The sequence below is a fragment of the Pseudomonas sp. GW-45 genome (assembly GCF_056896675.1).
Genome location: NZ_CM167674.1, coordinates 1,214,629 through 1,239,860 on the forward strand (window position 1 = coordinate 1,214,629; position 25,232 = coordinate 1,239,860).

The 25,232-nt window shown below is 55.4% G+C and carries 21 protein-coding genes; 14 read left to right on the plus strand and 7 right to left on the minus strand.

Annotation, left to right across the window (positions count from 1 at the left end; all coding sequences use genetic code 11):
* Positions 1–92: 92 nt before the first annotated feature.
* The 3 genes from AC1XYH_RS05460 to metH form a co-directional block, all read right to left on the minus strand.
* Entirely contained in the window at positions 93–326 is a 234-nt protein-coding gene (locus AC1XYH_RS05460) for a DUF2970 domain-containing protein (RefSeq protein WP_483325624.1), read from the minus strand.
* A 74-nt stretch (positions 327–400) separates the two neighbouring features.
* Complete coding sequence (locus AC1XYH_RS05465) at positions 401–1,735, minus strand: MATE family efflux transporter (protein ID WP_483325625.1); 1,335 nt, start codon at positions 1,733–1,735, stop codon at positions 401–403.
* Positions 1,736–1,740: 5 nt separating this feature from the next.
* The gene (gene metH, locus AC1XYH_RS05470; RefSeq protein ID WP_483325626.1) at positions 1,741–5,433 is read right to left on the minus strand and encodes a methionine synthase; all 3,693 of its coding nucleotides are present in this window, start codon (positions 5,431–5,433) and stop codon (positions 1,741–1,743) included.
* 193 nt (positions 5,434–5,626) lie between these two features.
* On the opposite strand from metH, the gene nfuA reads away from it, so the two are divergent.
* Both nfuA and AC1XYH_RS05480 read left to right on the plus strand, forming a co-directional pair.
* Positions 5,627–6,211 carry a Fe-S biogenesis protein NfuA gene (nfuA, locus tag AC1XYH_RS05475; RefSeq protein ID WP_483325627.1) on the plus strand — a complete coding sequence of 195 codons (585 nt, stop codon included), beginning with the start codon at positions 5,627–5,629 and terminating at the stop codon, positions 6,209–6,211.
* A 95-nt stretch (positions 6,212–6,306) separates the two neighbouring features.
* Complete coding sequence (locus tag AC1XYH_RS05480; RefSeq protein WP_483325628.1) at positions 6,307–7,239, plus strand: chemotaxis protein CheV; 933 nt, start codon at positions 6,307–6,309, stop codon at positions 7,237–7,239.
* Positions 7,240–7,243: 4 nt separating this feature from the next.
* On the opposite strand, the gene AC1XYH_RS05485 is transcribed toward AC1XYH_RS05480, so the two are convergent.
* Complete coding sequence (locus tag AC1XYH_RS05485) at positions 7,244–9,193, minus strand: transglycosylase SLT domain-containing protein (RefSeq protein ID WP_483325629.1); 1,950 nt, start codon at positions 9,191–9,193, stop codon at positions 7,244–7,246.
* A 200-nt stretch (positions 9,194–9,393) separates the two neighbouring features.
* Here AC1XYH_RS05485 and uup point away from each other — a divergent pair, with 200 nt between their 5' ends.
* Complete coding sequence (uup, locus tag AC1XYH_RS05490) at positions 9,394–11,316, plus strand: ATP-binding cassette ATPase Uup (protein WP_483325630.1); 1,923 nt, start codon at positions 9,394–9,396, stop codon at positions 11,314–11,316.
* A gap of 87 nt (positions 11,317–11,403) precedes the next feature.
* Here uup and AC1XYH_RS05495 read toward each other — a convergent pair whose 3' ends face one another.
* The gene (locus AC1XYH_RS05495) at positions 11,404–11,841 is read right to left on the minus strand and encodes a universal stress protein (RefSeq protein WP_483325631.1); all 438 of its coding nucleotides are present in this window, start codon (positions 11,839–11,841) and stop codon (positions 11,404–11,406) included.
* Positions 11,842–12,332: 491 nt separating this feature from the next.
* On the opposite strand from AC1XYH_RS05495, the gene fadB reads away from it, so the two are divergent.
* The 6 genes from fadB to AC1XYH_RS05525 all read left to right on the plus strand — a co-directional run bounded on the left by fadB (position 12,333) and on the right by AC1XYH_RS05525 (position 19,539).
* Complete coding sequence (gene fadB, locus AC1XYH_RS05500) at positions 12,333–14,480, plus strand: fatty acid oxidation complex subunit alpha FadB (protein ID WP_483325632.1); 2,148 nt, start codon at positions 12,333–12,335, stop codon at positions 14,478–14,480.
* 30 nt (positions 14,481–14,510) lie between these two features.
* On the plus strand, positions 14,511–15,686 hold the full coding sequence (gene fadA, locus AC1XYH_RS05505) for an acetyl-CoA C-acyltransferase FadA (protein ID WP_483325633.1): 1,176 nt from the start codon (positions 14,511–14,513) through the stop codon (positions 15,684–15,686).
* Between the two features lie 101 nt (positions 15,687–15,787).
* On the plus strand, positions 15,788–16,000 hold the full coding sequence (locus tag AC1XYH_RS05510; RefSeq protein WP_483325634.1) for a DUF1653 domain-containing protein: 213 nt from the start codon (positions 15,788–15,790) through the stop codon (positions 15,998–16,000).
* A 95-nt stretch (positions 16,001–16,095) separates the two neighbouring features.
* A complete protein-coding gene (topA, locus tag AC1XYH_RS05515; RefSeq protein WP_483325635.1) occupies positions 16,096–18,717 on the plus strand; it encodes a type I DNA topoisomerase in 2,622 nt (873 codons plus the stop codon).
* Between the two features lie 11 nt (positions 18,718–18,728).
* Positions 18,729–19,232, plus strand: a complete 504-nt coding sequence (locus AC1XYH_RS05520) for a DUF6586 family protein (protein ID WP_483325636.1) — start codon at positions 18,729–18,731, stop codon at positions 19,230–19,232.
* A 64-nt stretch (positions 19,233–19,296) separates the two neighbouring features.
* Positions 19,297–19,539, plus strand: coding sequence for a hypothetical protein (locus AC1XYH_RS05525; RefSeq protein WP_483325637.1), 243 nt, complete (start codon positions 19,297–19,299; stop codon positions 19,537–19,539).
* A 128-nt stretch (positions 19,540–19,667) separates the two neighbouring features.
* Here the strand turns inward: AC1XYH_RS05525 and sulA are convergent, their stop codons facing one another.
* Together sulA and lexA are read right to left on the minus strand one after the other, a co-directional pair.
* Positions 19,668–20,174: an SOS-induced cell division inhibitor SulA gene (gene sulA / locus AC1XYH_RS05530; protein ID WP_483325638.1), complete on the minus strand. Its 507-nt coding sequence runs from the start codon at positions 20,172–20,174 to the stop codon at positions 19,668–19,670.
* Positions 20,175–20,184: 10 nt separating this feature from the next.
* On the minus strand, positions 20,185–20,793 hold the full coding sequence (gene lexA / locus AC1XYH_RS05535; protein ID WP_483325639.1) for a transcriptional repressor LexA: 609 nt from the start codon (positions 20,791–20,793) through the stop codon (positions 20,185–20,187).
* Positions 20,794–20,994: 201 nt separating this feature from the next.
* Between lexA and AC1XYH_RS05540 the strand changes: the two genes are divergently transcribed.
* From AC1XYH_RS05540 to AC1XYH_RS05560, 5 genes are all read left to right on the plus strand, one after another.
* Positions 20,995–21,678, plus strand: a complete 684-nt coding sequence (locus AC1XYH_RS05540) for a TetR/AcrR family transcriptional regulator (RefSeq protein ID WP_483325640.1) — start codon at positions 20,995–20,997, stop codon at positions 21,676–21,678.
* An 89-nt stretch (positions 21,679–21,767) separates the two neighbouring features.
* Positions 21,768–22,256, plus strand: a complete 489-nt coding sequence (locus AC1XYH_RS05545; protein WP_483325641.1) for a L,D-transpeptidase family protein — start codon at positions 21,768–21,770, stop codon at positions 22,254–22,256.
* 55 nt (positions 22,257–22,311) lie between these two features.
* Positions 22,312–23,298, plus strand: a complete 987-nt coding sequence (gene nagZ, locus AC1XYH_RS05550) for a beta-N-acetylhexosaminidase (RefSeq protein ID WP_483326309.1) — start codon at positions 22,312–22,314, stop codon at positions 23,296–23,298.
* The gene (locus AC1XYH_RS05555) at positions 23,295–24,461 is read left to right on the plus strand and encodes a mechanosensitive ion channel family protein (RefSeq protein WP_483325642.1); all 1,167 of its coding nucleotides are present in this window, start codon (positions 23,295–23,297) and stop codon (positions 24,459–24,461) included. The genes nagZ and AC1XYH_RS05555 overlap by 4 nt, the downstream gene beginning before the upstream one ends.
* Entirely contained in the window at positions 24,458–25,195 is a 738-nt protein-coding gene (locus tag AC1XYH_RS05560) for an S-methyl-5'-thioinosine phosphorylase (RefSeq protein WP_483325643.1), read from the plus strand. Before AC1XYH_RS05555 ends, AC1XYH_RS05560 begins: the two co-directional genes overlap by 4 nt.
* Positions 25,196–25,232 lie beyond the last annotated feature (37 nt).

A 25,232-nucleotide genomic window follows, 5' to 3' on the forward strand; every position in this document is an offset into this window, starting at 1 on the left:
CCGGCTAGATGCTTTTGCAGCCGTTACGCTGATTTTCCTGGCGGTTGCTACCGCAGTATTCTGGGTAAGCGGTCATTAGCCGAGGGCGGTGGTCAGCTTACCCCGGATAGATGCAAAACCAGTTTTACCACCCCTAGCACTACGAGCACGAACAGCGCGGTGAAACCGATGCCCAGCAGTACGAAGTGGCTGGGCTTGCCATGACTGAAATCGCGTTCGCGTGCTTTGCTGCTTTGCACGCCGAGCGCGGCGGCCAGCACGCTCATCAGAGTGTCGCGAAAGCGCATTGGCGGTAGGTTTTTCTGTTGTTTTTGTTCTTCGCTCATCTTGCGAGGCCTTATTTATGGACTGCGTGTTGTCATCAGCTTAACGCTTAAGCTGGAGGCAGTCCAAGCGCCTGCTAAAGCTTGATCCCTACCCAGCCGCGCCGGCGCCACATGATGGCGAAGATGACCGATGTCAGGCAGCGGTAAAGGGATTGCAGCAGCCACACGGCCAACAAGCTTCCCCCCATTACCGGTCCGACGACGTATGCGCAGGGCAGGAATATCAACCACTGGCTGCCCAGGTTGACGCTCATTACCGTGCGGCTGGCGCCAGCGCCCAGTAACGCCTGGGTCAACACCAGTGCGGTCGCATCCAGGCTCATGCCGATGCCGGTGATGCGTAGCGGCCACTCACCCAGTGCGATCAACTGGGGATCCTGAGTGAATATGCTCAACACCAGTTGCGGAGCCAGCCAAAAGGGCATGCCCATGAGGAAGAGCGTGACTATGGCGACGCGCGCCACATCCCAACCCCAGCGGTAGGCATCGTCCGGTTTACGCGCGCCGAGGCTGTGGCTCACCAGAGTGGTGGCCGCCATGCCGAGACCGACGCCGGGCAGGATAAGGAACAAAGCCAAATTGACCAGTACATGAGCGATAGCCAGTTCATTAGTGCCAATCTGAGCGATGATCCAGAACAGTATGGTGATACCAGAGGCGAAGAAAAACTGCTGCAATGAGTTTGGAATCGATAGCCTCAGCATCGCGCTAATGCCATGCCAGCGAGGGCGCGCTCGCAAGAACCCGTGCTCGCGACCAGCGTACCAGGTAATCACGAAATACAGCGCCGAGCCGAACAGCATAGCGATAGCCGTACCTAGACCAGAGCCTTCAGGCCCTAGCTCGGGCATGCCAAATCGGCCGAAAATCAGGCCGTAGCTAATCAAAATATTCACTAAATGAGTAACGATCAGAATCTGCAGATACATGCCTGAGCGGTGTATGCCATTCCAGTATCCGCGAAAGGCAAAATTGCAGCCCACCGCAGCAATCGCAAGGATGCGCCATTGGAAGTAGTTCGCACCAATGCTGACTACCGCGGGGTCGTCTGCCAACAGGCGAATGATATTGTCGGCTTGCAGCCAGCACAGCAAAGTCAGTGGCAGGGCGAGCAGCAGAGCTATCAGCAAGCCTTCGTTCAGTGGCGCGGCGATAAGTTCGTTACTGCCTTCGCCTTTGCGGCGCGCAACCATAGCCTGAACGCCGGCGCCCAGCCCCATAACCAGTGCTACCGCCATGAAATTGGCATAACTACCAAGCCCAATACCTGCCAGTGCTTGACTGCCTAGGCTACCGACCATGGCGGCATCAACCAGGTTTAATAAGCTCTGGCTGAGCATGCCGCCCATGATGGGCAGGCCTAGCACGCCGATGCTTTTCAGTCGGCTGCGGTCCGGAAGGAGTGCCACCGAAATCAGTTGTCGTAGCTGAGATTGGGCGCTAGCCAGCGCTCAACGGTCTCCTGGGTGTCGCCCTTGCGGACGGCATACGACTCGACCTGGTCGCGAGTGATTTTGCCCACTGCGAAATACTGGCTTTGCGGGTGCGCGAAGTACCAGCCGCTGACAGCTGCCGCCGGGAACATGGCGAAATGTTCGGTTAGCGTCACGCCCGATTTACCCTGCGGATCCAGAAGCTTAAACAGCGTGGCTTTCTCGGTGTGGTCCGGGCAAGCCGGGTAGCCGGGAGCAGGGCGGATGCCAGCATATTTTTCGCGAATCAGGTCATTGTTTTCCAGTGCCTCATTTGGCGCGTAGCCCCAGTGAGTGCGACGTACTTGCTGGTGCAGCCACTCGGCGCAGGCCTCGGCTAAACGGTCGGCCAATGCCTTAACCATGATCGAGTTGTAATCGTCGCCTGCGTCTCGGTAAGCCTGAGCAACTTCTTCCGCGCCAATGCCGGCGGTGGTGATAAAGCCGCCCACGTAGTCGGTCTTGCCACTGCCTTTGGGGGCGACGAAATCGGCCAGCGAGAAATTTGGCTTAGCATCTGGCTTGATGGTTTGCTGTCGCAGGTGATGCAGGGTGGCCATGGGCTGTCCGGCGTCATCGTAAAGCTCAATGTCGTCGTGGTTGACCTGGTTGGCCGGCCAGAAGCCAAACACTGCACGGGCGGTAATCAAGTTGCCGTCGATCAACTGCTTCAGTATCGCTTGGGCATCTGCGAACAGCGAGCGTGCCGCTTCACCAACCACTTCGTCCTCGAGAATGCGCGGGTACTTGCCGGCCAGATCCCAGGAGATAAAGAAGGGGGTCCAATCAATATACTCAGCGAGTACGTTGAGGTCGATATTGTCGAGAACTTGTACGCCGTCAACCTTGGGTACGGGCGGCTGGTAATCCTGCCAGTCTATTTTTGGGCCTTGCTCGACGGCTTGCGCGTAGCTCAAATAACTCATGCGCGCGCTGCGATTGGCGGTGCGCTCGCGGACGACGGCATAGTCTTCACGAATCTTCTTGATGTAGTCCGGTTTCAGTTCCTTGGATAGCAAGGTCGTGGCCACGCCAACTGCGCGCGACGCATCGGTAACATAGATCACCGCATCGTTCTGGTATTTGGGGTCGATCTTGACCGCGGTATGCGCCTTGGATGTGGTGGCGCCACCAATCATCAATGGCAAATGAAAGTCGCGGCGCTGCATTTCGCGCGCGACATGTACCATTTCGTCCAGTGACGGGGTAATCAGGCCAGATAGGCCAATGATGTCGCACTTTTCATCGATTGCCGTCTGCAGAATCTTATCTGCAGGGACCATCACACCCAGGTCAACAATGTCGTAGCCGTTGCAGCCAAGTACCACGCCGACGATGTTTTTGCCGATGTCGTGCACATCGCCCTTAACGGTAGCCATCAGAATCTTGCCCTTGGCTTCCGGTTTGTCGCCTTTTTCCTCTTCAATGAAAGGGATCAGGTGAGCAACTGCCTGCTTCATCACGCGGGCGGATTTAACCACCTGCGGCAAGAACATCTTGCCGGAGCCAAACAAGTCACCGACCACGTTCATGCCATCCATCAATGGGCCTTCGATGACCTCGATAGGGCGCTTGGCCTGCTGGCGTGCTTCTTCGGTATCTTCGACAATCCAGGAGGTAATACCCTTGACCAGCGAGTGGGAGAGCCGCGCGTTGACGTCCCAGGTGCGCCATTCTTCGGTTTCCGCTTCCTTTACACTGCCGTCGCCTTTGTATTTATCAGCAATCTCCAGCAGCGCTTCGGTACCGTTTTCGGTGCGGTTGAGCACCACGTCTTCAACGCAGTTGCGTAGTTCTGCCGGGATTTCATCGTAGATTTCCAGCTGGCCGGCATTCACGATGCCCATGGTCAAGCCGCTCTTGATCGCATGGAACAAAAATGCAGAGTGAATCGCTTCACGCACCGGGTTGTTGCCACGAAACGAGAAGGACACATTGGAAACGCCGCCTGAGGTCAAAGCGTTGGGCAGGTTGTCGCGTATATAGGCACAGGCATTGATGAAGTCGACAGCGTAGTTGTTGTGTTCTTCGATACCGGTAGCGATCGCAAAGATGTTGGGGTCAAAGATGATGTCTTCCGGTGGGAAGCCAACCTCGTTAACCAGAATGTCGTAAGACCGTTTGCAGATTTCTTTCTTGCGCTGCTCGGTATCGGCTTGGCCTTTTTCGTCAAAGGCCATTACTACCACAGCTGCGCCATAACGCTTGCACAAACGGGCTTGCATCTTGAAGGACTCGACGCCTTCCTTCATGGAAATTGAGTTGACGATGCCTTTGCCCTGAATGCACTTGAGGCCCGCTTCGATGATCTCCCATTTGGATGAATCGATCATGATGGGTACGCGGGAGATATCGGGCTCGCCGGCAATCAGGTTGAGGAAGGTGACCATGGCCAACTTGGAGTCGAGCATGCCCTCGTCCATGTTGATGTCGATGATCTGGGCGCCGGCCTCGACCTGCTGCAACGCAACTTCCAGGGCTTCGGTGTAGTTATCTTCGCGGATTAGTCGCGCGAACCGGGCAGAGCCGGTGATGTTGGTGCGCTCGCCAACGTTGACGAACAGCGAGCTGCGGTCGATGGTAAAAGGCTCAAGGCCAGACAGCCGGCAAGCCTTGGGGATGTCAGGTATCGCACGGGGTGGATACTTGGCAACTGCTTCGGCGATAGCGCGAATATGCTCCGGCGTGGTGCCGCAGCAGCCGCCGACAATGTTGAGGAAGCCCGCTTCTGCAAACTCTTCGATTACCTTAGCGGTTTCGGCCGGCGTTTCATCGTACTCGCCGAACTCATTCGGTAGCCCGGCATTCGGGTGAGCGGAAATAAAGGTGCCAGCCTTGTTGGACAACTCTTCCAGATAAGGGCGTAGGTCTTTTGCGCCAAGTGCGCAGTTCAAGCCAACGGAGATGGGCTTGGCGTGGCTGACTGAGTTCCAGAACGCTTCCGTTGTCTGACCTGACAGCGTGCGACCAGAGGCATCGGTAATGGTGCCGGAGATCATGATGGGCACGTCTATGCCCATTTCTTCCAACACCTGCTGCACGGCGAAAATCGCAGCTTTGGCGTTGAGAGTGTCGAAGATGGTCTCAATCAGAATAAGGTCAGAACCACCTTCAATCAGGCCACGGGTGGACTCGACATAGTTTTCAACCAGCTCGTCAAAAGTGACGTTGCGATAGCCTGGGTTATTCACATCCGGTGATAACGAGCAAGTACGGCTGGTAGGCCCGAGCACGCCGGCAACAAAGCGCGGACGATTCGGGGTTTCCAGGGTTTTCTCGTCGCAGACCCGGCGAGCCAGGCGAGCACCTTCAAGATTCAGCTCGTAAGATAATTCCTGCATGCCGTAATCGGCTTGGGAAACCCGGGTGGAGTTGAAAGTGTTGGTTTCGATTATATCGGCGCCGGCGTCAAGATAGGCCTTTTCCATGGCGCCAATGGCGTCAGGGCGAGTTAGTACCAGCAGGTCGTTATTACCCTTGAGGTCGCTTGGCCAGTCGGCGAAGCGCTCACCGCGAAAATCGCTTTCCTCAAGCTGATAGGCTTGAATCATGGTGCCCATGCCGCCGTCGAGGATCAGAATGCGTTGTTGCAGAGCCTCATTAAGAGCGGTCAAGCGAGCGATGCGGTCAGACATGGGTACTCCAAATTTACACGCCGAAAAGCCGGCTATCATAGCACGCGTGACAAAAACTCTGAATTGGCTTGCTGTACTACTGTTTTGGGGCTTTAGGCGGTGCAAATAATAACCAAGTAAAAAGGTGGGACTTTATTCGAGGGCAGGCTTCCCTTACACTAGGCGTCCAAGTCATATGAGTACGAGGCATTTCATGGCAGGCATTATTCTCACCCAATCCGCGCAAGACTACCTTGGCGATCTTCTGTCCAAGCAGGACACGGAGGGTGTTGGTATCCGGGTATTCATTACCCAGCCGGGAACTCCCTATGCTGAGACTTGCATCGCGTATTGCAAGCCGGGCGAAGAAAAGCCGGAAGATCGAGTGATTCCACTTGAGCCTTTTAATGTGTGGGTCGATTCGGTTAGTGAGCCCTTTCTTGACGACGCAATGGTCGACTTTGCGACTGATCGCATGGGCGGACAGCTGACCATTAAGGCACCTAACGCTAAAGTACCGATGGTCAATGAAGACAGTCCATTGAATGAGCGTATTAACTATTTGCTGCAGACCGAAATCAATCCTGGTCTGGCTAGTCACGGTGGCGATGTAAAGCTGCTTGATGTGGTCGAAGGCGGTATTGCCATTCTGCAGTTTGGTGGTGGTTGCCAGGGTTGCGGCATGGTCGATGTGACGCTCAAGGAAGGTATTGAAAAAACCTTGGTAGCGCGCATCCCTGAACTGACCGGTGTACGCGACTCTACCGACCACAGCGTGACCGAAAACGCCTACTATTAAATAGCGGTGTTGTTTCGTGATGGGGAACTGTGGCTATACTGCATCACACAGATGGCATCTTGCTATCTGACGCTGAACGTTGCGAGGCACAGGTTATGGCAGGGGTTTTGGATACGGTTAATTCGCGTACCCGTCTAGTTGGCGAAAACCGACTCGAAATCTTGTTGTTTCAACTTGCCGGCCCCCAGCTGTTTGCACTGAATGTCTTCAAGATTCGTGAAGTGTTGACCCTGCCCGCGTTGACCCAAATGCCGCAGCGGCATCCGCATGTGGCGGGTGTGATTCATTTGCGCGGGCAAACTATCCCGGTTATCGATCTCTCTGGCGCCATAGGCCTGCAGCCCATCGCGGCGCAGCGCGATAGCACTATCATAGTGACCGAATACAACCTTTCAGTGCAGGCCTTCCTGGTCGGCAGCGTTGACCGCATCATGAATCTCAACTGGGACACCGTGCAGCCGCCTCCTAGAGGCGCAGGCCGGGCGCACTATTTGACGGCCATTACCCGCCTGGAAAATATGCGTTTGGTTGAAATCATCGACGTAGAGAAGGTGTTGGCTGAGATCGTACCCTTCAATACTCGGGTCAGTGAAGAGCTGCTGGAGGATCCGTTGCTGACCAAGGCGCACGGCCGCGAAGTGCTTCTGGTCGATGACTCGCCTACCGGGATTAATCAGTTACGCGAGACCCTGTCGCAGCTGCATTTGAACATGCATGTAGCTACCGATGGATTAAAGGCGCTGCGCATGCTGCAAGCTTGGGCAGACAATGGTGAAGACATTAGTCAGCGTCTGCTGATGGTGATCACGGATGCCGAAATGCCAGAAATGGATGGCTATCGGCTTACAGCTGAAATCCGCAAAGATCCCCGCTTGAAAGATCTTTTCGTGGTGCTGCATACCTCCTTGTCAGGCAACTTCAATAAGGCGATGGTCGAGAAGGTAGGCTGCGACGGCTTCCTTTCCAAGTTCCAGCCTGATCAGCTGGTGGAAACCGTACGCGCCCGCTTGCAGCTGCTAGAGCCTTAAGCGCTCAAAACTCCAGATAGCGCTCGTGCTGCTCCATCACACTTTGCTTGATACCCAACTTCTCCCCGTAAATTACGGCGTAACTCAATACGCTTTGTACGTACTTGCGTGTTTCGTCAAAGGGAATGGCTTCCACCCAAACATCTGCTGGCAAGCTGCCCATACCACGGGTCCATTGACGCACTCGGCCCGGACCAGCGTTATAGGCGGCGGAGGCGAGCACGCGGTTGCCCTGGAATTGGCCACTTAAACGAGACAGGTAAGCTGTGCCGATCGCGATATTGCGCTCCGGTATCAAGGCATCGTTGTTGCCGCCATAAGGAATGTCGTACTGACCGGCAGTTTCACGCGCGGTGGCGGGCATCAGTTGCATTAGGCCCATGGCACCGGCGTGGGAACGGGCGTCAGCCATAAAGGCGCTTTCCTGCCGGGTAATAGCGTAAACCCAGGTTGATTTGATCTGCCGCACACGGGCCTGCTGCATGATCGGCTCTTGATAGGCCATCGGGAAGCGAATATCCAGATCGTCCCAGTATTCGGCAATGCTAATGCCGCGTATGGCCGGGAAGTACCACTTCATCTCTCGTGCCAGCTTGGCTTGCGCCATCAGCTGTTCACGGCTGAAGGTGTCGCCGGCGTGATACCACTCGCGTCGCGCATTGACCACCTCACCACGGCCGAGAAATTCATAGGCGCGCTGGGTGGCGTTTAGCTGTCTGACTTGTTCCAGTTGCTGGTCGGAAACCGGCGCACTGACATGATTCAGTGCGTAGGGCTGATTGCTGCGCTCAGCGGCAAGAAAACCGTAAAAATCCCGTTCCTGGGCCAGGGCCTTGTACTCGTCGACCAGATCGCCGGCATTGCTTGAAGCCAGCTGGGCGCTACGCAGTTTCCAGTAGCGCCAGCGGCTCTGGCTGCTCATTGAAGCGGGCATTTGCTGGGTCAGCGAACGTGCGGTCTCCCAGTTGCGGGTGCGCAACGCCAGGCGAATACGCCATTCGCTAACCTCGTCGTCCTTCATCAGCGGATCGTTTGCTGCCATGAAGGCGAGGGCGGCAGGCTCTACCTTGCGCGCTTGACGCACGCCTATGTCGCGGGTGATCGCCAAACGATCTTCTTCGCTGTAAGGCAAGTCTTGGTATAGAGGCCAGATTGCCAGGGCAGCGCTGCTGTCGTCGCGACCCAGGCGGCGTAGCGATACGGTGGCGATGTCGGTGAGCTTGTCTGCCGGCTGATTAGCATTGACGCGGTAGTTCGCAGTTTGGCGCAGCAACGTGGGTTTGGTGGCGGTATCGACAAAGCGCTCAGCCAGCGCGGTTTGGCTGGGCATCAGCTTGGTTAGGTAGCGCGCCAGCCCGTCTTGACGATAGAGCAGGGCAAGACGAATGCGCTGCCAGACGATGTCTTCACTGAGGCCGCCGGCCTGTTGCCAGCGCTCGAACAAGGGGTCGCACGCATTGGGCTGTGAGCGACCTACAGTCCACAGTTCCTGTGCCTGCTGCATTGCCCCGGCGCGATCACCGTTGTGCCACTGGTACATAACCGCCTGGCAATCTAACGCGGCGCTTTTGTCCGCTGCCGTGTAATTTTGCTCGAACGCGGACCATTTTCCTTGGTGAGCCAAGCGCGCAAGCCAACGTGCTTTCAGGCGATTAGCGAAGGGCAGGTCGCCGTAGGTGCGCATAAAGACGCTGATTTGCTCGTCCGAGGCAGTCGCAAAGCTATGATTGAGATCAGCCAGCACCAGGTAACCGTACAGCGGATAGTCACGCAAACCGGACTCAAGTTGTCGGTACCGGCTGGTATCGCCTTTTTCTATGGCGGCTAAAGCCTGATCGTACAGCAGTCGCTGCGTCTCCAGTTTGCCGGCCTGAGCAAAAAAACTGATAAATAACAGGCTAGTAGCCAGAAGGCAGTGCAGTACAGCGGAACGGAAACGGGCGGTGCGGTGCATAGTGATCCTGCCGGGAAGGCAACAAATGGCCGAGTGAATGTCAGGTGCGCGCAGACGGGCGTTGCGGACGACGAACCTGTGCTCACAGCTTAGCTTTTTGCCCCGCGCTGAAAAAGGGGCGTCTGCGAATTAATGGGCATTTGTTACAGAGCGACGCCGCTACAGGTAGAATGCGCGTCTGATTCAATCACAGGTGTGCTATGGCTCTTCTTTCTTTTACCGATGTTTCGCTGGCCTTCGGCCTCAATCCGCTGCTCGACAAGGTCAGCTTTCAGCTCGACCGAGGTGAACGGGTGTGCCTGATTGGCCGCAATGGTACAGGCAAATCGAGCCTGTTCCGGCTGATCGATGGCGATCAACCGGCTGATGAAGGTGAGATATGGAAAGCGCCTGGCCTGAAGATCGGTCAGTTACCGCAGGAGCTACCCAAGGCTGACGATAAAACAGTCTACGACGTGGTCGCCGCTGGCCTGGAAGGGGTAGGCGAGTTGCTGGCCGAGTATCATCACTTGATTACCGGTGAGATGGGCGACGCTGAGCTGGCGCGACTGGAGAAAGTGCAAGAGCGGCTGGAAGCAAAGGACGGCTGGCGTCTGGATCAGTTGGTTGAAACCACATTGACGCGTCTCGGTCTGCCCGCAGACAAGCAGATGTCAGAGTTGTCGGGTGGCTGGCGTCGCCGGGTATTGTTGGCGCAAGCGCTGGTGGCCGAGCCGGACGTGCTGCTGCTGGATGAGCCAACCAACCACTTGGACATTCATACCATTGCCTGGCTGGAACAAGTGCTGCTGGACTTCCGCGGCGCTGTGCTTTTCATCACTCACGACCGTCAATTCTTGCAGGCGCTGGCTACACGGATTATGGAGTTGGACCGTGGTCAATTGATCGACTGGGTGGGTAACTACCACAGCTTCCTTGAGCATAAAGAGCAGCAGCTGGCAGCAGAAGCGACAGCCAACGCCTTGTTTGATAAGAAGCTGGCTCAGGAAGAAGTGTGGATTCGGCAGGGTATCAAAGCTCGACGTACCCGTAACGAGGGCCGGGTACGAGCGCTCAAGGCGATGCGTGATGATCGTGCGCAACGCATCGAGCGTCAGGGTAAAGCCAGCTTCCAGCTGGAAACGGCTGACTCGTCGGGTAAGCGGGTTATCGAAGTCGAGCACATTAACTTTGCTTGGCCCGGCCGCACGCCGTTGGTACGCGACCTGTCTTTCAATGTCATTCGTGGTGACCGCATTGGCCTGATCGGTAATAACGGGTGCGGTAAGAGCACGTTGCTCAAGCTCCTGTTGGGCAAGCTGCAGCCTGACAGCGGCAAGATTCACAGCGGCACCAAACTGGAGGTGGCTTATTTTGATCAGCTGCGTGACCAGCTTGAGCCGGAAAAAACCGTTATCGATAACATTTCCGAAGGTCGTGATTTCATCGAGATCAATGGCGATCGCCGGCATGTAATCAGCTATCTGGGGGACTTCTTGTTCTCGCCTGAGCGCGCGCGTACCCCTGTTAAAGCGTTGTCGGGTGGCGAGCGTGCGCGCTTGTTGCTGGCGCGACTGTTCAGCAAGCCTGCCAACATGCTGGTGTTGGATGAGCCGACCAACGACCTGGATGTGGAGACGCTGGAGCTATTGGAGGAAGTATTGGCTGGCTTTGACGGCACTGTACTGATCGTTAGTCACGATCGAGCCTTCCTGGATAACGTGGTTACCAGCAGCTTGGTCTTTGAGGGCAACGGCAAGGTGCGTGAGTACGTGGGTGGCTATGCCGACTGGTTGCGCCAGGGTGGGCGTATTGAGACTCTGGCAGAGTGGGGTGAGGACGCCAATTCACAGACTGAGCCAGCGGCGGTGGAAACCCCAGCACCTGCCGAAGTTGCTGCACCTGCGCAACCCAAGGTCAAGCTGAGTTATAAGCTGCAACGCGAACTGGATGCATTGCCGGAAACCATGGAAAAACTGGAGCGCAAGTTGGAAGAGCTTCAGCAGCAGATCAGCGATCCTGCCTTTTATCAGCAGTCGCATGACGCGACCGCCAAGGTGCTCGCAGATGTCGAGCAGAAACAGCAGGAGCTGGATGTGGCGATGGAGCGCTGGGCTGAACTAGAGGAGCTAGCGGGCGGCTAGTTCGCGTCCGCTAGCGGCAAGCTGCAAGTTAGAAGCGCTCGAATACCTTATCGCTTTTAGCTTGAGGCTTGTTGCCGAAAGAAAGCTTCAGCTCTTCTTGCCTAGGCGCACTGCAATAACGTCGCAGGGTGCGCCGTGTAACACGTCATTGGCGGTTGAGCCGAGCAGTAGCGCCAATCCGTGACGACCATGGCTGCCCACTACAATCAGATCACAGCTCTGTTCTTCGGCAACGCGATGAATTTCTTGGCGTGGATGGCCGAAGGAAATCTGTAAGCGGTCATCTGGTAAGCCGTAATCGGCGGCGAACAGCTGCATACGCTCCTTGGCTTGCTCGAATTGCTGTTGTTGCAGCATCGACAGATCCATTGGTACGTCTCCGCCGTAGGCCATGGCAAGCGGCTCAACCACATGCAGTAACGACAGCTTAGCGTCCAGCGCCTTGGCCAGCTTCATGGCGTGGTCGGCAACGGCGCGGCATTCTTCGATCAAATCCACTGCCACCAACACGTGTGAGTACAGCATCGGCAATTCTCCTTTTTTCCGGATACTAGCAGTCTTGGGGTCTTGGGTGCAGCCTGTTTTGTCGTCTTAACTATTGTTGAGCATGAAGACGTTGCAAAACAAAGCATATGGCTCTGTTTTGCTGTTTTGGTGACTGACTTGCTGTGGGCTTCGGGCCTGCTACATTATGTGTTTTAAGTGTTCTGGTAGGTATTTTTGCCGCTTCTTGATGCGGTCTTATGAATGTCACTCAAATCGTTGTTATTGAATAAAAAAACAATCTTTAACCGAGGTTTTGCCGATGTGTTTTGGCGCTGCTCAAAAGCAGGCTGATTGACAAGCGCAAGGTTTTGGAAGAAGGTGTGCGCACCCGAATCAAACGGTCGTATGAATTTTTTGTTCATCGTTTCGCCGAGGATCGGGATCGTTCATGACATCAGTTGTTCGCTGGCTCAAAGCCGGTTTTGGCGACTGGTGTTTCTCATGTGCTTTCATAGCGTGGAGATCAGTTGATGATTTACGAAGGTAAAGCCATCACGGTTCAAGGTCTTGAAGACGGCATCGTCGAGCTCAGATTTGATCTGCAGGGCGAGTCGGTCAACAAGTTCAACAGCGCCACACTGTCCGAGTTACAAGCGGCAGTCGAGGCTATTCAAAATAACAGTGATGTGACGGGCGTAATCGTCACCAGCGGCAAGGACGTATTCATCGTCGGCGCCGATATCACCGAGTTCGTCAACAGCTTCAAACTGCCGGAAGAAGATTTGATTGCCGGTAGTCTCGAGGCCAACAAGATCTTCAGCGCGTTTGAAGACCTGAACGTTCCTACAGTCGCTGCTATCAATGGCATTGCGCTGGGCGGCGGTCTGGAAATGTGTCTGGCTGCGGATTTCCGTGTCATGGCTGCGAGTGCCAAGATCGGTCTGCCAGAAGTCAAGTTGGGTATCTACCCGGGCTTCGGCGGTACTGTGCGCTTGCCACGCCTGATTGGCGTTGATAACGCGATTGAATGGATCTGCGGCGGTGCTGAGCAGCGCGCCGACAACGCTCTGAAAATGGGTGCGGTCGATGCCGTTGTTGCTGACGACCAGCTGATGGCAGGCGCTTTGGATATCATCAAGCGTGCGCTGTCTGGCGAACTGGATTTCAAGGCCAAGCGTCAGCCCAAACTGGAAAAAATCAAGCTCAACACCATCGAGCAGATGATGGCGTTCGAAACCTCCAAGGGTTTCGTTGCTGGCCAGGCTGGTCCGAATTATCCAGCCCCGGTTGAAGCCATCAAGACTATCCAGAAAGCGGCTAACCATGGCCGTGAGAAGGCGCTGGAAATTGAAGCAGCTGGTTTTGCCAAACTGGCTAAAACCACTGTGGCTGCCAGCCTGGTTGGTCTGTTCCTGAACGATCAAGCTCTGAAGCACAAAGCTAAACAGTATGATAAACAAGCTGGCGACGTGAAGCTGGGTGCCGTATTGGGCGCCGGTATCATGGGCGGTGGTATTGCGTATCAGTCTGCGGTTAAGGGCACGCCTATCCTGATGAAGGATATCCGCGAAGAGGGTATTCAACTGGGTCTGGATGAAGCCTCCAAGCTGCTTGGCAAGCGTGTGGCCAAAGGCCGTATGAAGCCTGAGCAAATGGCTAAGGCGCTCAACGCTATTCGCCCGACCATGTCTTATGGCGACTTCAAGGAAGTCGACATCGTGGTTGAAGCTGTAGTCGAGAACCCTAAGGTCAAGCACGCTGTGCTGGCAGAGGTTGAAGGTTATGTTCGCGATGACGCGATCATCGCTTCCAATACTTCGACTATCTCCATCACCTACCTGGCGCAGGCGCTCAAGCGTCCGGAAAACTTCTGCGGCATGCATTTCTTTAACCCAGTGCACATGATGCCGCTGGTTGAGGTTATCCGTGGTGAGAAGTCCAGTGACAAGGCGATTGCTACCACCGTGGCTTACGCCAAGAAAATGGGTAAGACGCCGGTTGTAGTCAACGACTGCCCTGGCTTCCTGGTCAACCGTATTCTGTTCCCGTACTTCGGCGGTTTTGCTCGCCTGATCAACATGGGTGCCGACTTCCAGCGCGTTGACAAGATCATGGAAAAATTCGGCTGGCCAATGGGCCCTGCGTACCTGATGGACGTGGTCGGCATGGACACCGGTCATCACGGCCGCGATGTTATGGCTGAAGGCTATCCAGACCGTATGGCTGACACCACTAAGACTGCGGTCGACGTGATGTATGAAGCTAACCGTTTGGGCCAGAAGACCGGCAAGGGCTTCTACGCCTACGAGACCGATAAGAAAGGGAAGACGAAGAAGGTTGTCGATCCGCAAGCCTACGAACTGCTCAAGCCCGTTGTGTTGGAGCAGCGCGAGTTCACCGACGAACAGATTCTCGAAATCATGATGGTTCCGCTGTGTTTGGAGACTGTACGCTGCCTGGAAGACGGCATCGTTGAGTCGGCTGCCGACGCGGACATGGGTCTGATTTACGGTATTGGCTTCCCGCCCTTCCGCGGTGGCGCGCTGCGCTATATCGATACCATTGGTGTGGCTGAGTTTGTGGCCATGGCGGATAAATACGCCGAGTTCGGCGCCATGTATGCTCCAACTGAAAAGTTGCGTGAAATGGCGAAGACCGGCCAAAAATTCTTCGGTTAACCGCGGAACGTACAGAGCGAGAGTAAATCTATGAGCCTGAATCCGAGAGACGTCGTTATTGTCGACTTCGGCCGCACCCCAATGGGCCGTTCCAAGGGTGGCATGTACCGCAACGTTCGTGCCGAGACCCTGTCAGCCAACCTGATCACCGGTGTGCTGGCGCGTAATCCGAAAATCGATCCGGCAGAAGTTGAAGATGTAATCTGGGGCTGCGTAAATCAGACCCTGGAGCAGGGCTGGAACATTGCCCGCATGGCATCGCTGATGACCCCGATCCCGCACACTAGTGCAGCGCAGACCGTTAGTCGTCTGTGTGGTTCGTCCATGAGCGCGCTGCACACTGCTGCGCAGGCGATCATGACCGGTAACGGTGATGTATTCGTCGTCGGTGGTGTTGAGCACATGGGTCACGTCAGCATGATGCACGGCGTTGATCCGAACCCGGCTATGTCGCTGTATGCCGCCAAGGCATCCGGCATGATGGGTTTGACTGCTGAAATGCTGGGCAAGATGCATGGCATCACCCGCGAGCAGCAGGATGCCTTCGGTGAACGTTCACACCGTCTGGCCCACAAAGCGACCGTTGAAGGTAACTTCAAGGACGAGATCATCCCGATGGAAGGTCATGACGAAAACGGTTTCCTGAAGCTGTTCTCCACTGACGAAACCATTCGCCCGGAAACCACCTTGGAAAGCCTGGCCGCACTGCGTCCAGCGTTCAACCCCAAGGGCGGTACTGTGACTGCAGGTACTTCTTCGCAGATTACTGACGGCGCTTCCTGCATGATCGTGATGTCTGCCGAGCGCGCACAGGCCCTGGGCCTGGAGCCGCTGGCGGTTATCCGCTCTATGGCCGTGGCGGGTGTTGATCCGGCGATCATGGGCTACGGTCCAGTCCCGGCCACCAAGAAGGCCCTGAAGCGCGCTGGCATGAGCATGAGTGACGTTGATTTCGTTGAATTGAACGAAGCCTTCGCTGCTCAAGCGCTGCCGGTCCTGAAGGACCTGAAGTTGCTTGATCAGATGGAACAGAAGGTAAACCTGCACGGCGGCGCTATCGCCCTGGGTCACCCCTTCGGTTGCTCAGGCGCCCGTATCTCCGGCACCCTGCTGAATGTAATGAAGCAGAATAACGGTACCGTTGGTATCGCGACCATGTGTATTGGTCTGGGTCAGGGCATCACCACCGTCTTTGAACGCGTTTAAGACGGTAAGGGTGTAACCAGAGCCGGGGCCTTGTGCCTCGGCTTTTTTATGTGTGGTTGGCGCCAGAAAGCGCTGCGCCAGCGATGATGAAGGAGCGGTTTATGCGTCCCGGACGGTATCGGCACTATAAAGGCAAGGACTACGAGGTAATTAGTCTGGCGACCCACTCAGAGACCGAAGAAAGCTTGGTGGTTTATCGTACGCTGTATGGCAATTTCGATCTCTGGGTGCGGCCACAGGCGATGTTTGAAGAAACAGTAGAGGTTGACGGCAAAGCATATCCGCGCTTTACCTTTATCAACGAAGACGTGTAGGCTCTGGCCCCTCCGGCCGCCAGCAGACCCTTTTACGCTAGCGCCACAGGGTCTGTGGACCATTCAAATAGCTTGAGTCAGGAAAACGATTACCTATGGGAAAAGCACTGGTCATTGTGGAATCACCGGCCAAAGCCAAGACGATCAACAAATATCTTGGTAACGATTTCATTGTGAAGTCGAGCATCGGTCACATTCGCGATCTGCCCACTAGCGGTAGTGCCAAGACCGACAGCAAACCCAAGGGAGGTCGCAAAGCGGCACCCGCCAGTGAGCAGGAAAAACTGGCTAAAGCGCGCGCCCAACTGGTCAAGCGTATGGGCGTGGACCCGGACAACGGCTGGGCTGCCCAGTATGAGATCTTGCCGGGCAAAGAAAAGGTTGTCGATGAACTGCGCCGCTTGGCCAAAGATGCCGACACCGTTTATCTCGCGACGGATTTGGACCGCGAAGGGGAGGCTATTGCCTGGCACCTGCGGGAAAGTATCGGTGGTGACGAAAGCCGCTATAAGCGCGTGGTGTTCAACGAGATCACCAAGAAAGCCATTCAAGAAGCCTTTTCTAAGCCGGGTAAGCTGGACCTGAATCGAGTTAACGCGCAGCAAGCCCGTCGTTTTCTTGATCGCGTGGTTGGTTACATGGTGTCGCCGCTGTTGTGGCAGAAAATTGCCCGTGGCCTGTCTGCTGGTCGAGTCCAATCGGTCGCGGTAAAGCTGATTGTTGACCGCGAGCGTGAGATTCGCGCCTTTATTCCGGAAGAATTCTGGGAAATTCACGCGCAACTGCATACGCCTAAAGCTGAAGCGGTGCGTTTTGAGGTGGTTAAGCAGGCCGGAGAGGCCTTCAGGCCAACAGAAAAGGCGCAGACAGACGCTGCGCTGGCTGTGCTCGAGAAAGCTGAGTACCGCGTTCTCAAGCGTGAAGACAAGCCAACCAGCTCACGCCCCAACGCACCTTTTATTACCTCCACGCTGCAACAGGCTGCCAGTACGCGCCTGAGCTTCAGTGTGAAGAAGACCATGATGATGGCCCAGCGTCTGTATGAAGCGGGTTATATCACCTACATGCGTACCGACTCGACCAATCTTTCGGTCGATGCCGTCAGCATGGCGCGCGACTATATTGAAAAAACCTTTGGTAAGGATTACCTGCCAGAGAAGCCTAACTCTTACAGCAGTAAGGAAGGCGCGCAGGAAGCGCACGAAGCGATTCGCCCCTCCGACGTCAAGCTCAAGCAGACTGATTTGAAGGGTATGGAGCGTGATGCCGAGCGCTTGTATGAGCTGATCTGGCGTCAATTCGTGGCCTGTCAGATGACGCCTGCCAAGTATTTGTCTACTAGTATTCAGGTCGGCGCTGGTGATTTCGAGTTGCGCGCCAAGGGGCGTATTCTCAAGTTTGATGGTTACACCAAAGTGATGGTGCCGCAGGGTAAGGGTGGCGAAGACGAGGTGCTCCCGGATATCAGAGTTGAAGATCTGCTGGCGTTGCAGGCGCTGGAGCCAAAGCAGCACTTCACCAAGCCGCCGTCGCGTTATGCCGAGGCCAGCTTGGTAAAGGAGTTGGAGAAGCGCGGTATTGGCCGTCCATCCACTTACGCATCGATCATTTCAACGATTCAAGAGCGTGGTTACGTTGCGCTTAATAATCGTCGTTTCTACGCCGAGAAAATGGGCGACATTGTCACCGAGCGTTTGAGCGAGAGCTTTCCTAACCTGATGGACTATAGCTTCACTGCTCGCATGGAAGAGTCGCTGGATGATGTTGCTCAAGGCGAGGTTATCTGGAAGCAGGTGCTTGATGATTTTTACGCAGACTTCAGTACCAAGCTGAAAGCGGCATCGTCTGCGGACGATGAGCGCAGTATGCGTGCCAATCAGCCCACACCCACCGATATCGCCTGTAAGGTCTGTGGTCGTCAGATGATGATTCGCACAGCGTCTACTGGCGTTTTCCTTGGCTGCTCGGGCTATGCGTTGCCGCCCAAAGAACGCTGCAAGGAAACCATTAATCTGGTGCCGGGCAACGACGTGGCGGCGGACGATGATGAAGGTGAGTCTCGCATATTACGTGCTAAGCATCGTTGCCCAATTTGCAGTACGGCAATGGATAGCTACCTGGTCGATGAAAAGCGCAAGCTGCATGTGTGCGGTAATAACCCTGACTGCAGTGGCTTTGAAATAGAAGCCGGGCAATTCAAGATCAAGGGCTACGACGGACCCATCATTGAGTGCGATAAATGCGGTAATGAGATGCAGCTGAAGACGGGTCGTTTCGGCAAGTATTTCGGTTGCACCAATAGCGAGTGCAAAAATACTCGTAAACTACTGAAAAGTGGTGAAGCGGCACCGCCAAAGATGGACCCAGTGCCGATGCCTGAGCTGAAGTGCGAAAAGGTCGATGACGTCTATATTTTGCGTGATGGTGCGTCCGGGTTGTTCCTGGCCGCCAGCTTGTTCCCAAAAAACCGGGAAACGCGGGCGCCTCTGGTCAAGGAGCTGTTGCCGCACAAGAAAGAAATTGACCCCAAGTACCACTTCCTTATGGATGCTCCGGTAGCTGATCCGGACGGCAATCCGACAGTGGTTCGTTATAGTCGCAAGACCAAAGAGCAGTACGTGCAAAGTGAACTTGAAGGCAAGCCTACCGGCTGGCGTGCCTTTCACGATGGCAAAGCCTGGTCGGTGGATGATGGCCGCAAGAAAGCCAAGCGCTGAGGTGGTTCTGCATGGCTAACGAAGTTTATACCCGAACTAACCAAGCCTTGTTCTTCGCGCGTAAAGCACTTGATTCCTGGGCTCAGGCCCAAGCGTCCGATGCTGTGGATGCGATGAGTCAGGTGCAATACCATCAAGAGCACGCCATGTTTCATCTGTATAGGGGCGTGCTTGCGGTAGTACACGAGGTTGCGGATCTGTATCGCTGGCCGCTAGTCGATTTGCGCCAGGTCGAAGCAGCTTTAACGCCTGCCGTAGTAGCTCGCTTTCCCGGACCTGAGTTAGCGGAGCTGACGGAGTTGGCCGACAACCGCGACACTTGGTTGGCCAAGCTATTGGCAGCCTGGCAGCAGTTGCAGGCACCGCCTGCCCCTGTAGCTGCGGCATCTGCGAGCAGCTTGATCGCCAGCAGTGCAATTAAGTCCGGTCAGTGGACGTTGGATGATGCGCAGGAAGCTTGGTCAGCGCTTTCTGAGCGAGTCCGCAGCTATCGCGAAGGTATGTTGGAGTGGTAGCGGGGCTGCGGCGGCAGGTGCGTTGTGATACACTGCGCGCCTGCACTAGAGGAGACCAGATGAGATGCCTTCACCCTTTCTTGAGATCGTAGAGCTGTCCAACGGCAAAGTGGCTTTGCGCCGCTCAGACGAAGAGGGCGAGCCGTTGCTGGTTATCGAGTTTTCGGTAGATGCCAAAGACTATTTGCAAGGCAACTACATTGAAGTGGCCAAGGCCATGATCAGTGCAGGTATGCAAGCGGCTGGTCAGTTGGAAGAAGACGAGGACGAAGATGAGCACATTCCCGAGGATCGTGTTCTTCACTAAGCGATAAGAGCTTTGCAGCGCTATACCGTGTTGATGAATGTGGCAAAGCCAAGAAAAACTGACTAGCAACGAATTAGAAAAAAGGCCGCAGGTGTTACCTGCGGCCTTTTTTGCTTTCTGCTTTTTGCTCAGGCAGCTTGCAAGCGGATGTTGAGACTGCGGCAGAGCCCGGCTTGTGCCGCGCGTTCAAGGCGTGGCTTGCTGCTGCTATCGGGGCACAACCAGCTGACGACGGTATGGCTACCGCCGAGCTTAAGTAGGTCGCAGCACAGTGTGGTCGGGTCCATGCCGGGTTTGGAACGAACTATCATGATGCGCGCCGCGTCTAGGTCGGCATTGCGTAACCATTGATTGCTCAGGCTGGCTGGCGGATCAATCAGGGTAAGCCAGCGAGGAGCAGCGCTATTGCTCAGGTCGCGCAGTACGGGAGCAAGCCATTGTAAACATTGACGTGCAGCGCCTTGTAAGCTGATTTCGCTATAGCCGTATTCCTGTTCCTCCTGCGAAGGCAGTGGCGTTTGCTGCTTGGCACGTGGGCGAGCAAATTGGCTGTGTTCCATACGCGATGCCATCAAGGCGTTATGAAACAGGTCAGCTTGGGTCAGCGTCTGTTGATCAAGGCGGGCGTACTGCATTCTCAGCTCCTCAGCGGCGGATTACACCGACGCTCAAACCTTCAATGGTAAGTTCCTGTTCTGCCAGATTGATTTCAATCGGCTGAAATTCGGGGTTCTCTGCAATCAAGGACACTTTGCGGCCTTGCTTCTGGAAGCGTTTGACGGTGACTTCATCGCCGATGCGCGCTACCACTACCTGGCCATTGCGTGCCTCGCTGGTACGGTGAACGGCCAGCAGGTCTCCATCCATGATGCCAATGCCCTTCATGCTTTCGCCCTGTACGCGCAGCAAATAATCGGCGCGAGGATGGAAGAAGCTAGGATCTATGTGGCAATGGTCTTCGATATTTTCCAGAGCCAGCAGGGGAGCACCAGCGGCAACTCGGCCGATCACGGGCAAGCGGTCGTCACTGGCCTCGGTCTCGGATTCCGGCAAGCGAATACCGCGGGACGCGCCAGGGATCATCTCAATTGCACCCTTGCGGGCCAAAGCGCGTAAATGGTCTTCAGCGGCGTTGGGTGATTTGAAGCCCAGGGTTTTAGCGATGTCTACGCGGGTAGGTGGGTAGCCATTGCCATCCATGTATTCCTTGATGAAGGCCAGTACCTGCTGTTGTCGTGCGGTAAGCTTCTGCATGGAGTTGAGCCTGTTTTTTTATCCAGTAGCTGTGATTATATACAGTTGTTCTGCTTGGGCAAGCGCTGATTTTGTAAACAGGCTGTCGCGCTTGGCGTGGGGAATAATTAGTGCGACAGTTCAGTAGCTTTATACAGGGTTGACAGTTGATTTGTTTTAAACGTATGTTTGAAACAAATGTTTGTACCTTGGGAGCCCCGCATGGCGCAGTCTGATACCGTTAAACGCATATTGGATGCAGCAGAGCAGCTGTTTGCAGAAAAAGGCTTTGCTGAAACTTCACTGCGCTTGATCACCAGTAAAGCCGGTGTGAACCTGGCGGCAGTGAATTATCACTTCGGTTCAAAAAAATCGCTGATTCAAGCTGTCTTCGTGCGTTTTCTCGATCCTTTCGTTAGCAGCCTAGAGCGCGAATTGGACCAGCATGAGCAGCGCGGAGACCTGCGTCAGCTGAGCTTGGAAGGTTTGCTTGAAATGCTGGTCGATCAGGCCCTGACGGTTAAGCCGCGTAGTGGTAATGATCTTTCTACCTTTATGCGCTTACTGGGCTTGGCATTTAGTCAGAGTCAGGGGCATCTGCGTAAGTACCTCGCCGAAGTGTATGGCAAGGTGTTTCAGCGCTACATGGCGCTGGTGGTTAGCGCCGTACCGAGCATCCCGCCAGCGGAGTTGTTTTGGCGAGTGCATTTCATGTTGGGTAGTGCAGCCTTTACCATGTCCAGCATGAAAGCGTTGCGCGCCATTGCTGAGGCTGAGTTCGCGGAACATCGCGCGGTTGATGAAGTGCTACGCCTGATGGTGCCATTTCTTGCGGCTGGCATGCGCGCCGATAGCCTGCCGGTTAAGCCGGTCGCGGCAGCAGCTGCCGAAGTAGCCTCATCTTAGCGGCGCCTAGCGCTGGCATAGTTTAGCTTCCTCGCCCTTACCTATACGTGGCTGATCCGTTATCGTATGCGTTGGTAACGGAGACGACCATGCAGTTGGATCATATTCACATATCTATTGCAGCGCAGCAGCTCACCGGGTTTTGCGGCGGGAGTGTTGTGTGTCGCTTTCCTATTTCAACAGCACTGAACGGTCTGGGCGAGCGCTCGGGTTCTGGTTGCACGCCGCGCGGTGAGCACCGCGTGCGCGCGCGTATTGGTGATGGGCAACCTTTGGGCTCGGTATATATTGGCCGGCGCCCGACGGGTGAGGTATGGACGCCCTCGCTGGCTGCAACCCACCCAGAGCGCGATTGGATACTGACTCGCATTCTATGGCTGTGTGGCAATTCGCCGGGCTTTAATCGCGGCGGACAGGTTGACTCACAGCGTCGCTACATTTATCTGCACGGCACGGGCGATGACCAGCCGATGGGCGAACCTTTGTCCCACGGCTGCATTCGCCTGCGCAATGCAGACATACTGGAACTGTTCGATAGTACGCCGGTCGGTTGTACTGTTCAGATAGACGCCGCCTAAACAGGCGCTGCGTGTCCTTTTGTCAGGAGATAGTTGCTTGAAACAAGGTTCGTTGATGCTGGATCTGCCCGGCCTATGGCTGGAGTCCGAAGATCGGCAGCTGCTGCGCCAGCCCGAAGTGGGTGGCATGATTCTGTTTGCTCGCAATACGGAGTCCCCCGCACAAGTGCGCGAATTAGTGACCTCCATTCGGGCTATTCGTCCCGATATGCTGATTGCTATCGACCAAGAGGGAGGGCGTGTGCAGCGCCTGCGCCGAGGGGTGCATCGTTTGCCCGCGTTGGCAGATATCGCAAAAAAGGGCGGTGATCAGGCTGCGGCCGCTGCGCGTGCCGCAGCTTGGTTGATGGCGACTGAGATGTTGGCCTGCGGTATTGATATCAGTTTTGCGCCGGTATTGGATTTGGAGCATGGACGCAGCAAAGTCATTGGCAACCGTTCTCTGGGTGCCAATCCGGAGCAAGTCAGTTTTCTCGCCAGCGCTTATATCGACGGTCTGAATCAGGCGGGTATGGCGGCTACCGGAAAACACTTTCCCGGCCACGGCTGGGCTGAAGCGGACTCGCATTTTGCGCTCCCGGTAGACGAGCGCAGCGAAGCGCAGATTCGTGAGCTCGATCTCAAGCCCTTTGCGCTGCTCGCCAACCAGTTGGGGGGCATCATGCCGGCGCACGTGGTGTATTCGCAGGTTGATTCATTACCGGCCGGGTTTTCTCGTTACTGGCTGCAGACTATTCTGCGCGAGGAGCTGGGCTTCACCGGCGTCATATTCAGCGATGACCTGACCATGGCCGGTGCGCATGCTGTAGGGGGTATTCCTGAGCGTATCGACGCTGCCGTCGCCGCCGGCTGCGACATGCTGTTAATTTGCAATGATCGAGCCGCTGCAGAAGAGGGCCTTGTGCATGCGCAGCAGGTGGGTCTGCAGGCGCCGGCTAACATAGCGCGCATGCTGGCGCGGCGCACGGTATCTATCGATTACAAAGCAAGCCCTGATTGGGGCGTGCATTACTCATTACTCAGAGAGTTGGGCCTGGTTTGATTGAAACGATTGATGAACTGACAGCAAAACTGAATTTGGATCAAATGCCCATTATTGGCGAGGCTTGGATATATCAAGTTTTCGCGGTAGTGATGTCGGCTCTGGTTGCGGCCTATGTGGTCAAGCGCGTGCTAGACCATCTGGAGCGCCGGGCCGAGCGGACCAACAACATGTGGGACGACGCTTTGGTGTATGCCGCGCGACGTCCTGCCTGGGTCCTGATCTGGTCAATGGGGCTCATGTGGGCGGCGAGAATTACCGCTAACCAAATGGATGAAGGGCTGGCTGACGTATTGGATCAGGTCCAGCGCATTCTGCTCATAGCCTTGTTGTGCTGGTTTATTTTGCGTTTGATGAAAGAGATCGAGCAGCGCCTGGTTGATCCACGCTACCGCGCAAAGCCAGTGGACCAGACCACCGTGAGCGCTATCGGCAAATTGCTGCGTGCCTCGGTGATCATTACGGCCGCTCTGGTTGTGCTGCAGTCGCTTGGTTACAGTGTTTCCGGGGTATTGGCGTTTGGTGGTATTGGCGGTATCGCGGTTGGCTTTGCGGCCAAGGATCTATTGGCCAACTTCTTTGGCGGCTTAATGGTTTATCTGGATCGCCCCTTTGCGGTTGGCGACTGGGTGCGCTCCCCTGATCGTGACATTGAAGGCACGGTTGAGCACATTGGCTGGCGGCTAACGCGTATCCGTACCTTTGATAAACGGCCAATCTATGTGCCGAACGCGATATTCAACAATATTGTGGTACAGAACCCGTCCCGCATGAGTCATAGACGTATCTATGAGCATTTGGGTATTCGCTATTCCGATATCGGGCACATGGAACCGATAGTGCACAAAGTGCGTGAGATGCTAAAAGCGCATGACGATATTGATCAGAATCAGACGCTAATGGTGTTCTTTGATCGCTGCGCACCGTCCTCAGTCGACTTCTTCATATACTGCTTTACCACGCCGGTTTGGGCGGAATACCATCGGGTAAAGGAAGATATATTGTTGAAAGTATTGACAATCATTGAAGATCACGAAGCACAGGTTGCCTTCCCTACCTCAACATTGCACCTGCCAGACCCTTTGGCGTTGCGCGGCGAGTTTCAATCTGCTGATAGTGGTAAACAGGTCGCCAACGAGTCACATGAAAGGAGTAATGCATGAGTACTTGGGGCGTGATCGGAGGGACCGGGCTGACCGAACTGGAAGGTGTTGAGCTGCTGGGTGAAGATTGGGCGGAAACTCCATTCGGTAAACCCTCAGCGCCGTTGGTGCATGGCCGTCTGGGTGATCAGCAGGTAGTGTTTCTGGCACGCCATGGCAAGCCGCATCGCATTCCGCCGCATAAAGTTAATTATCGAGCCAATCTCTGGGCGCTACAGGCGGCTGGAGTTGAGCAGATAATCGCAGTGAATGCGGTGGGCGGTATTCATCCGCAGCTAACTTCCGGTACCTTCTGCGTGCCAGATCAGATCATCGATTACACCTGGGGCAGGGCGCCTAGTTTCTTTGAGGATGATCTCGATCATGTAGTCCACGTTGACTTCTCTTGGCCCTATGATCGAGTGTTGTGCGAACGGCTGGTGGCGATTTTACGCGAGCGCGGTCTTGCGCATTTACCGAGCGGGGTTTACGCCGCCACCCAAGGTCCGCGTCTCGAATCGGCTGCAGAAATTGTGCGCTTGGAGCGTGATGGCGCTGATCTGGTCGGTATGACCGGCATGCCGGAGGCTGCATTAGCGCGCGAACTTGAGTTGCCTTACGCCTGTCTCGCGTTGGTGGTTAACCCGGCAGCGGGGAAATCGACTGAGGTGATCACCATGCAGGCGATTGAGGTGGTGATTGAGCAGGGCATGCAGCAGGTCAAACAGGTGCTTTCTGCGCTTATAGCTGAGTGACACTGTGGCGGCCAGCACGATTGCCGTGCTGGCCGCC

What these genes read in the sequence shown, in the direction of transcription:
- AC1XYH_RS05460 (WP_483325624.1), bottom strand. Translation starts at nt 326, where the DNA reads ATGAGCGAAGAACAAAAACAACAGAAAAACCTACCGCCAATGCGCTTT.
- metH (WP_483325626.1), bottom strand. Translation starts at nt 5,433, where the DNA reads ATGTCTGACCGCATCGCTCGCTTGACCGCTCTTAATGAGGCTCTGCAA.
- nfuA (WP_483325627.1), top strand. Translation starts at nt 5,627, where the DNA reads ATGGCAGGCATTATTCTCACCCAATCCGCGCAAGACTACCTTGGCGAT.
- AC1XYH_RS05480 (WP_483325628.1), top strand. Translation starts at nt 6,307, where the DNA reads ATGGCAGGGGTTTTGGATACGGTTAATTCGCGTACCCGTCTAGTTGGC.
- AC1XYH_RS05485 (WP_483325629.1), bottom strand. Translation starts at nt 9,193, where the DNA reads ATGCACCGCACCGCCCGTTTCCGTTCCGCTGTACTGCACTGCCTTCTG.
- uup (WP_483325630.1), top strand. Translation starts at nt 9,394, where the DNA reads ATGGCTCTTCTTTCTTTTACCGATGTTTCGCTGGCCTTCGGCCTCAAT.
- AC1XYH_RS05495 (WP_483325631.1), bottom strand. Translation starts at nt 11,841, where the DNA reads ATGCTGTACTCACACGTGTTGGTGGCAGTGGATTTGATCGAAGAATGC.
- fadB (WP_483325632.1), top strand. Translation starts at nt 12,333, where the DNA reads ATGATTTACGAAGGTAAAGCCATCACGGTTCAAGGTCTTGAAGACGGC.
- fadA (WP_483325633.1), top strand. Translation starts at nt 14,511, where the DNA reads ATGAGCCTGAATCCGAGAGACGTCGTTATTGTCGACTTCGGCCGCACC.
- AC1XYH_RS05510 (WP_483325634.1), top strand. Translation starts at nt 15,788, where the DNA reads ATGCGTCCCGGACGGTATCGGCACTATAAAGGCAAGGACTACGAGGTA.
- topA (WP_483325635.1), top strand. Translation starts at nt 16,096, where the DNA reads ATGGGAAAAGCACTGGTCATTGTGGAATCACCGGCCAAAGCCAAGACG.
- AC1XYH_RS05520 (WP_483325636.1), top strand. Translation starts at nt 18,729, where the DNA reads ATGGCTAACGAAGTTTATACCCGAACTAACCAAGCCTTGTTCTTCGCG.
- AC1XYH_RS05525 (WP_483325637.1), top strand. Translation starts at nt 19,297, where the DNA reads ATGCCTTCACCCTTTCTTGAGATCGTAGAGCTGTCCAACGGCAAAGTG.
- sulA (WP_483325638.1), bottom strand. Translation starts at nt 20,174, where the DNA reads ATGCAGTACGCCCGCCTTGATCAACAGACGCTGACCCAAGCTGACCTG.
- lexA (WP_483325639.1), bottom strand. Translation starts at nt 20,793, where the DNA reads ATGCAGAAGCTTACCGCACGACAACAGCAGGTACTGGCCTTCATCAAG.
- AC1XYH_RS05540 (WP_483325640.1), top strand. Translation starts at nt 20,995, where the DNA reads ATGGCGCAGTCTGATACCGTTAAACGCATATTGGATGCAGCAGAGCAG.
- AC1XYH_RS05545 (WP_483325641.1), top strand. Translation starts at nt 21,768, where the DNA reads ATGCAGTTGGATCATATTCACATATCTATTGCAGCGCAGCAGCTCACC.
- nagZ (WP_483326309.1), top strand. Translation starts at nt 22,312, where the DNA reads ATGCTGGATCTGCCCGGCCTATGGCTGGAGTCCGAAGATCGGCAGCTG.
- AC1XYH_RS05560 (WP_483325643.1), top strand. Translation starts at nt 24,458, where the DNA reads ATGAGTACTTGGGGCGTGATCGGAGGGACCGGGCTGACCGAACTGGAA.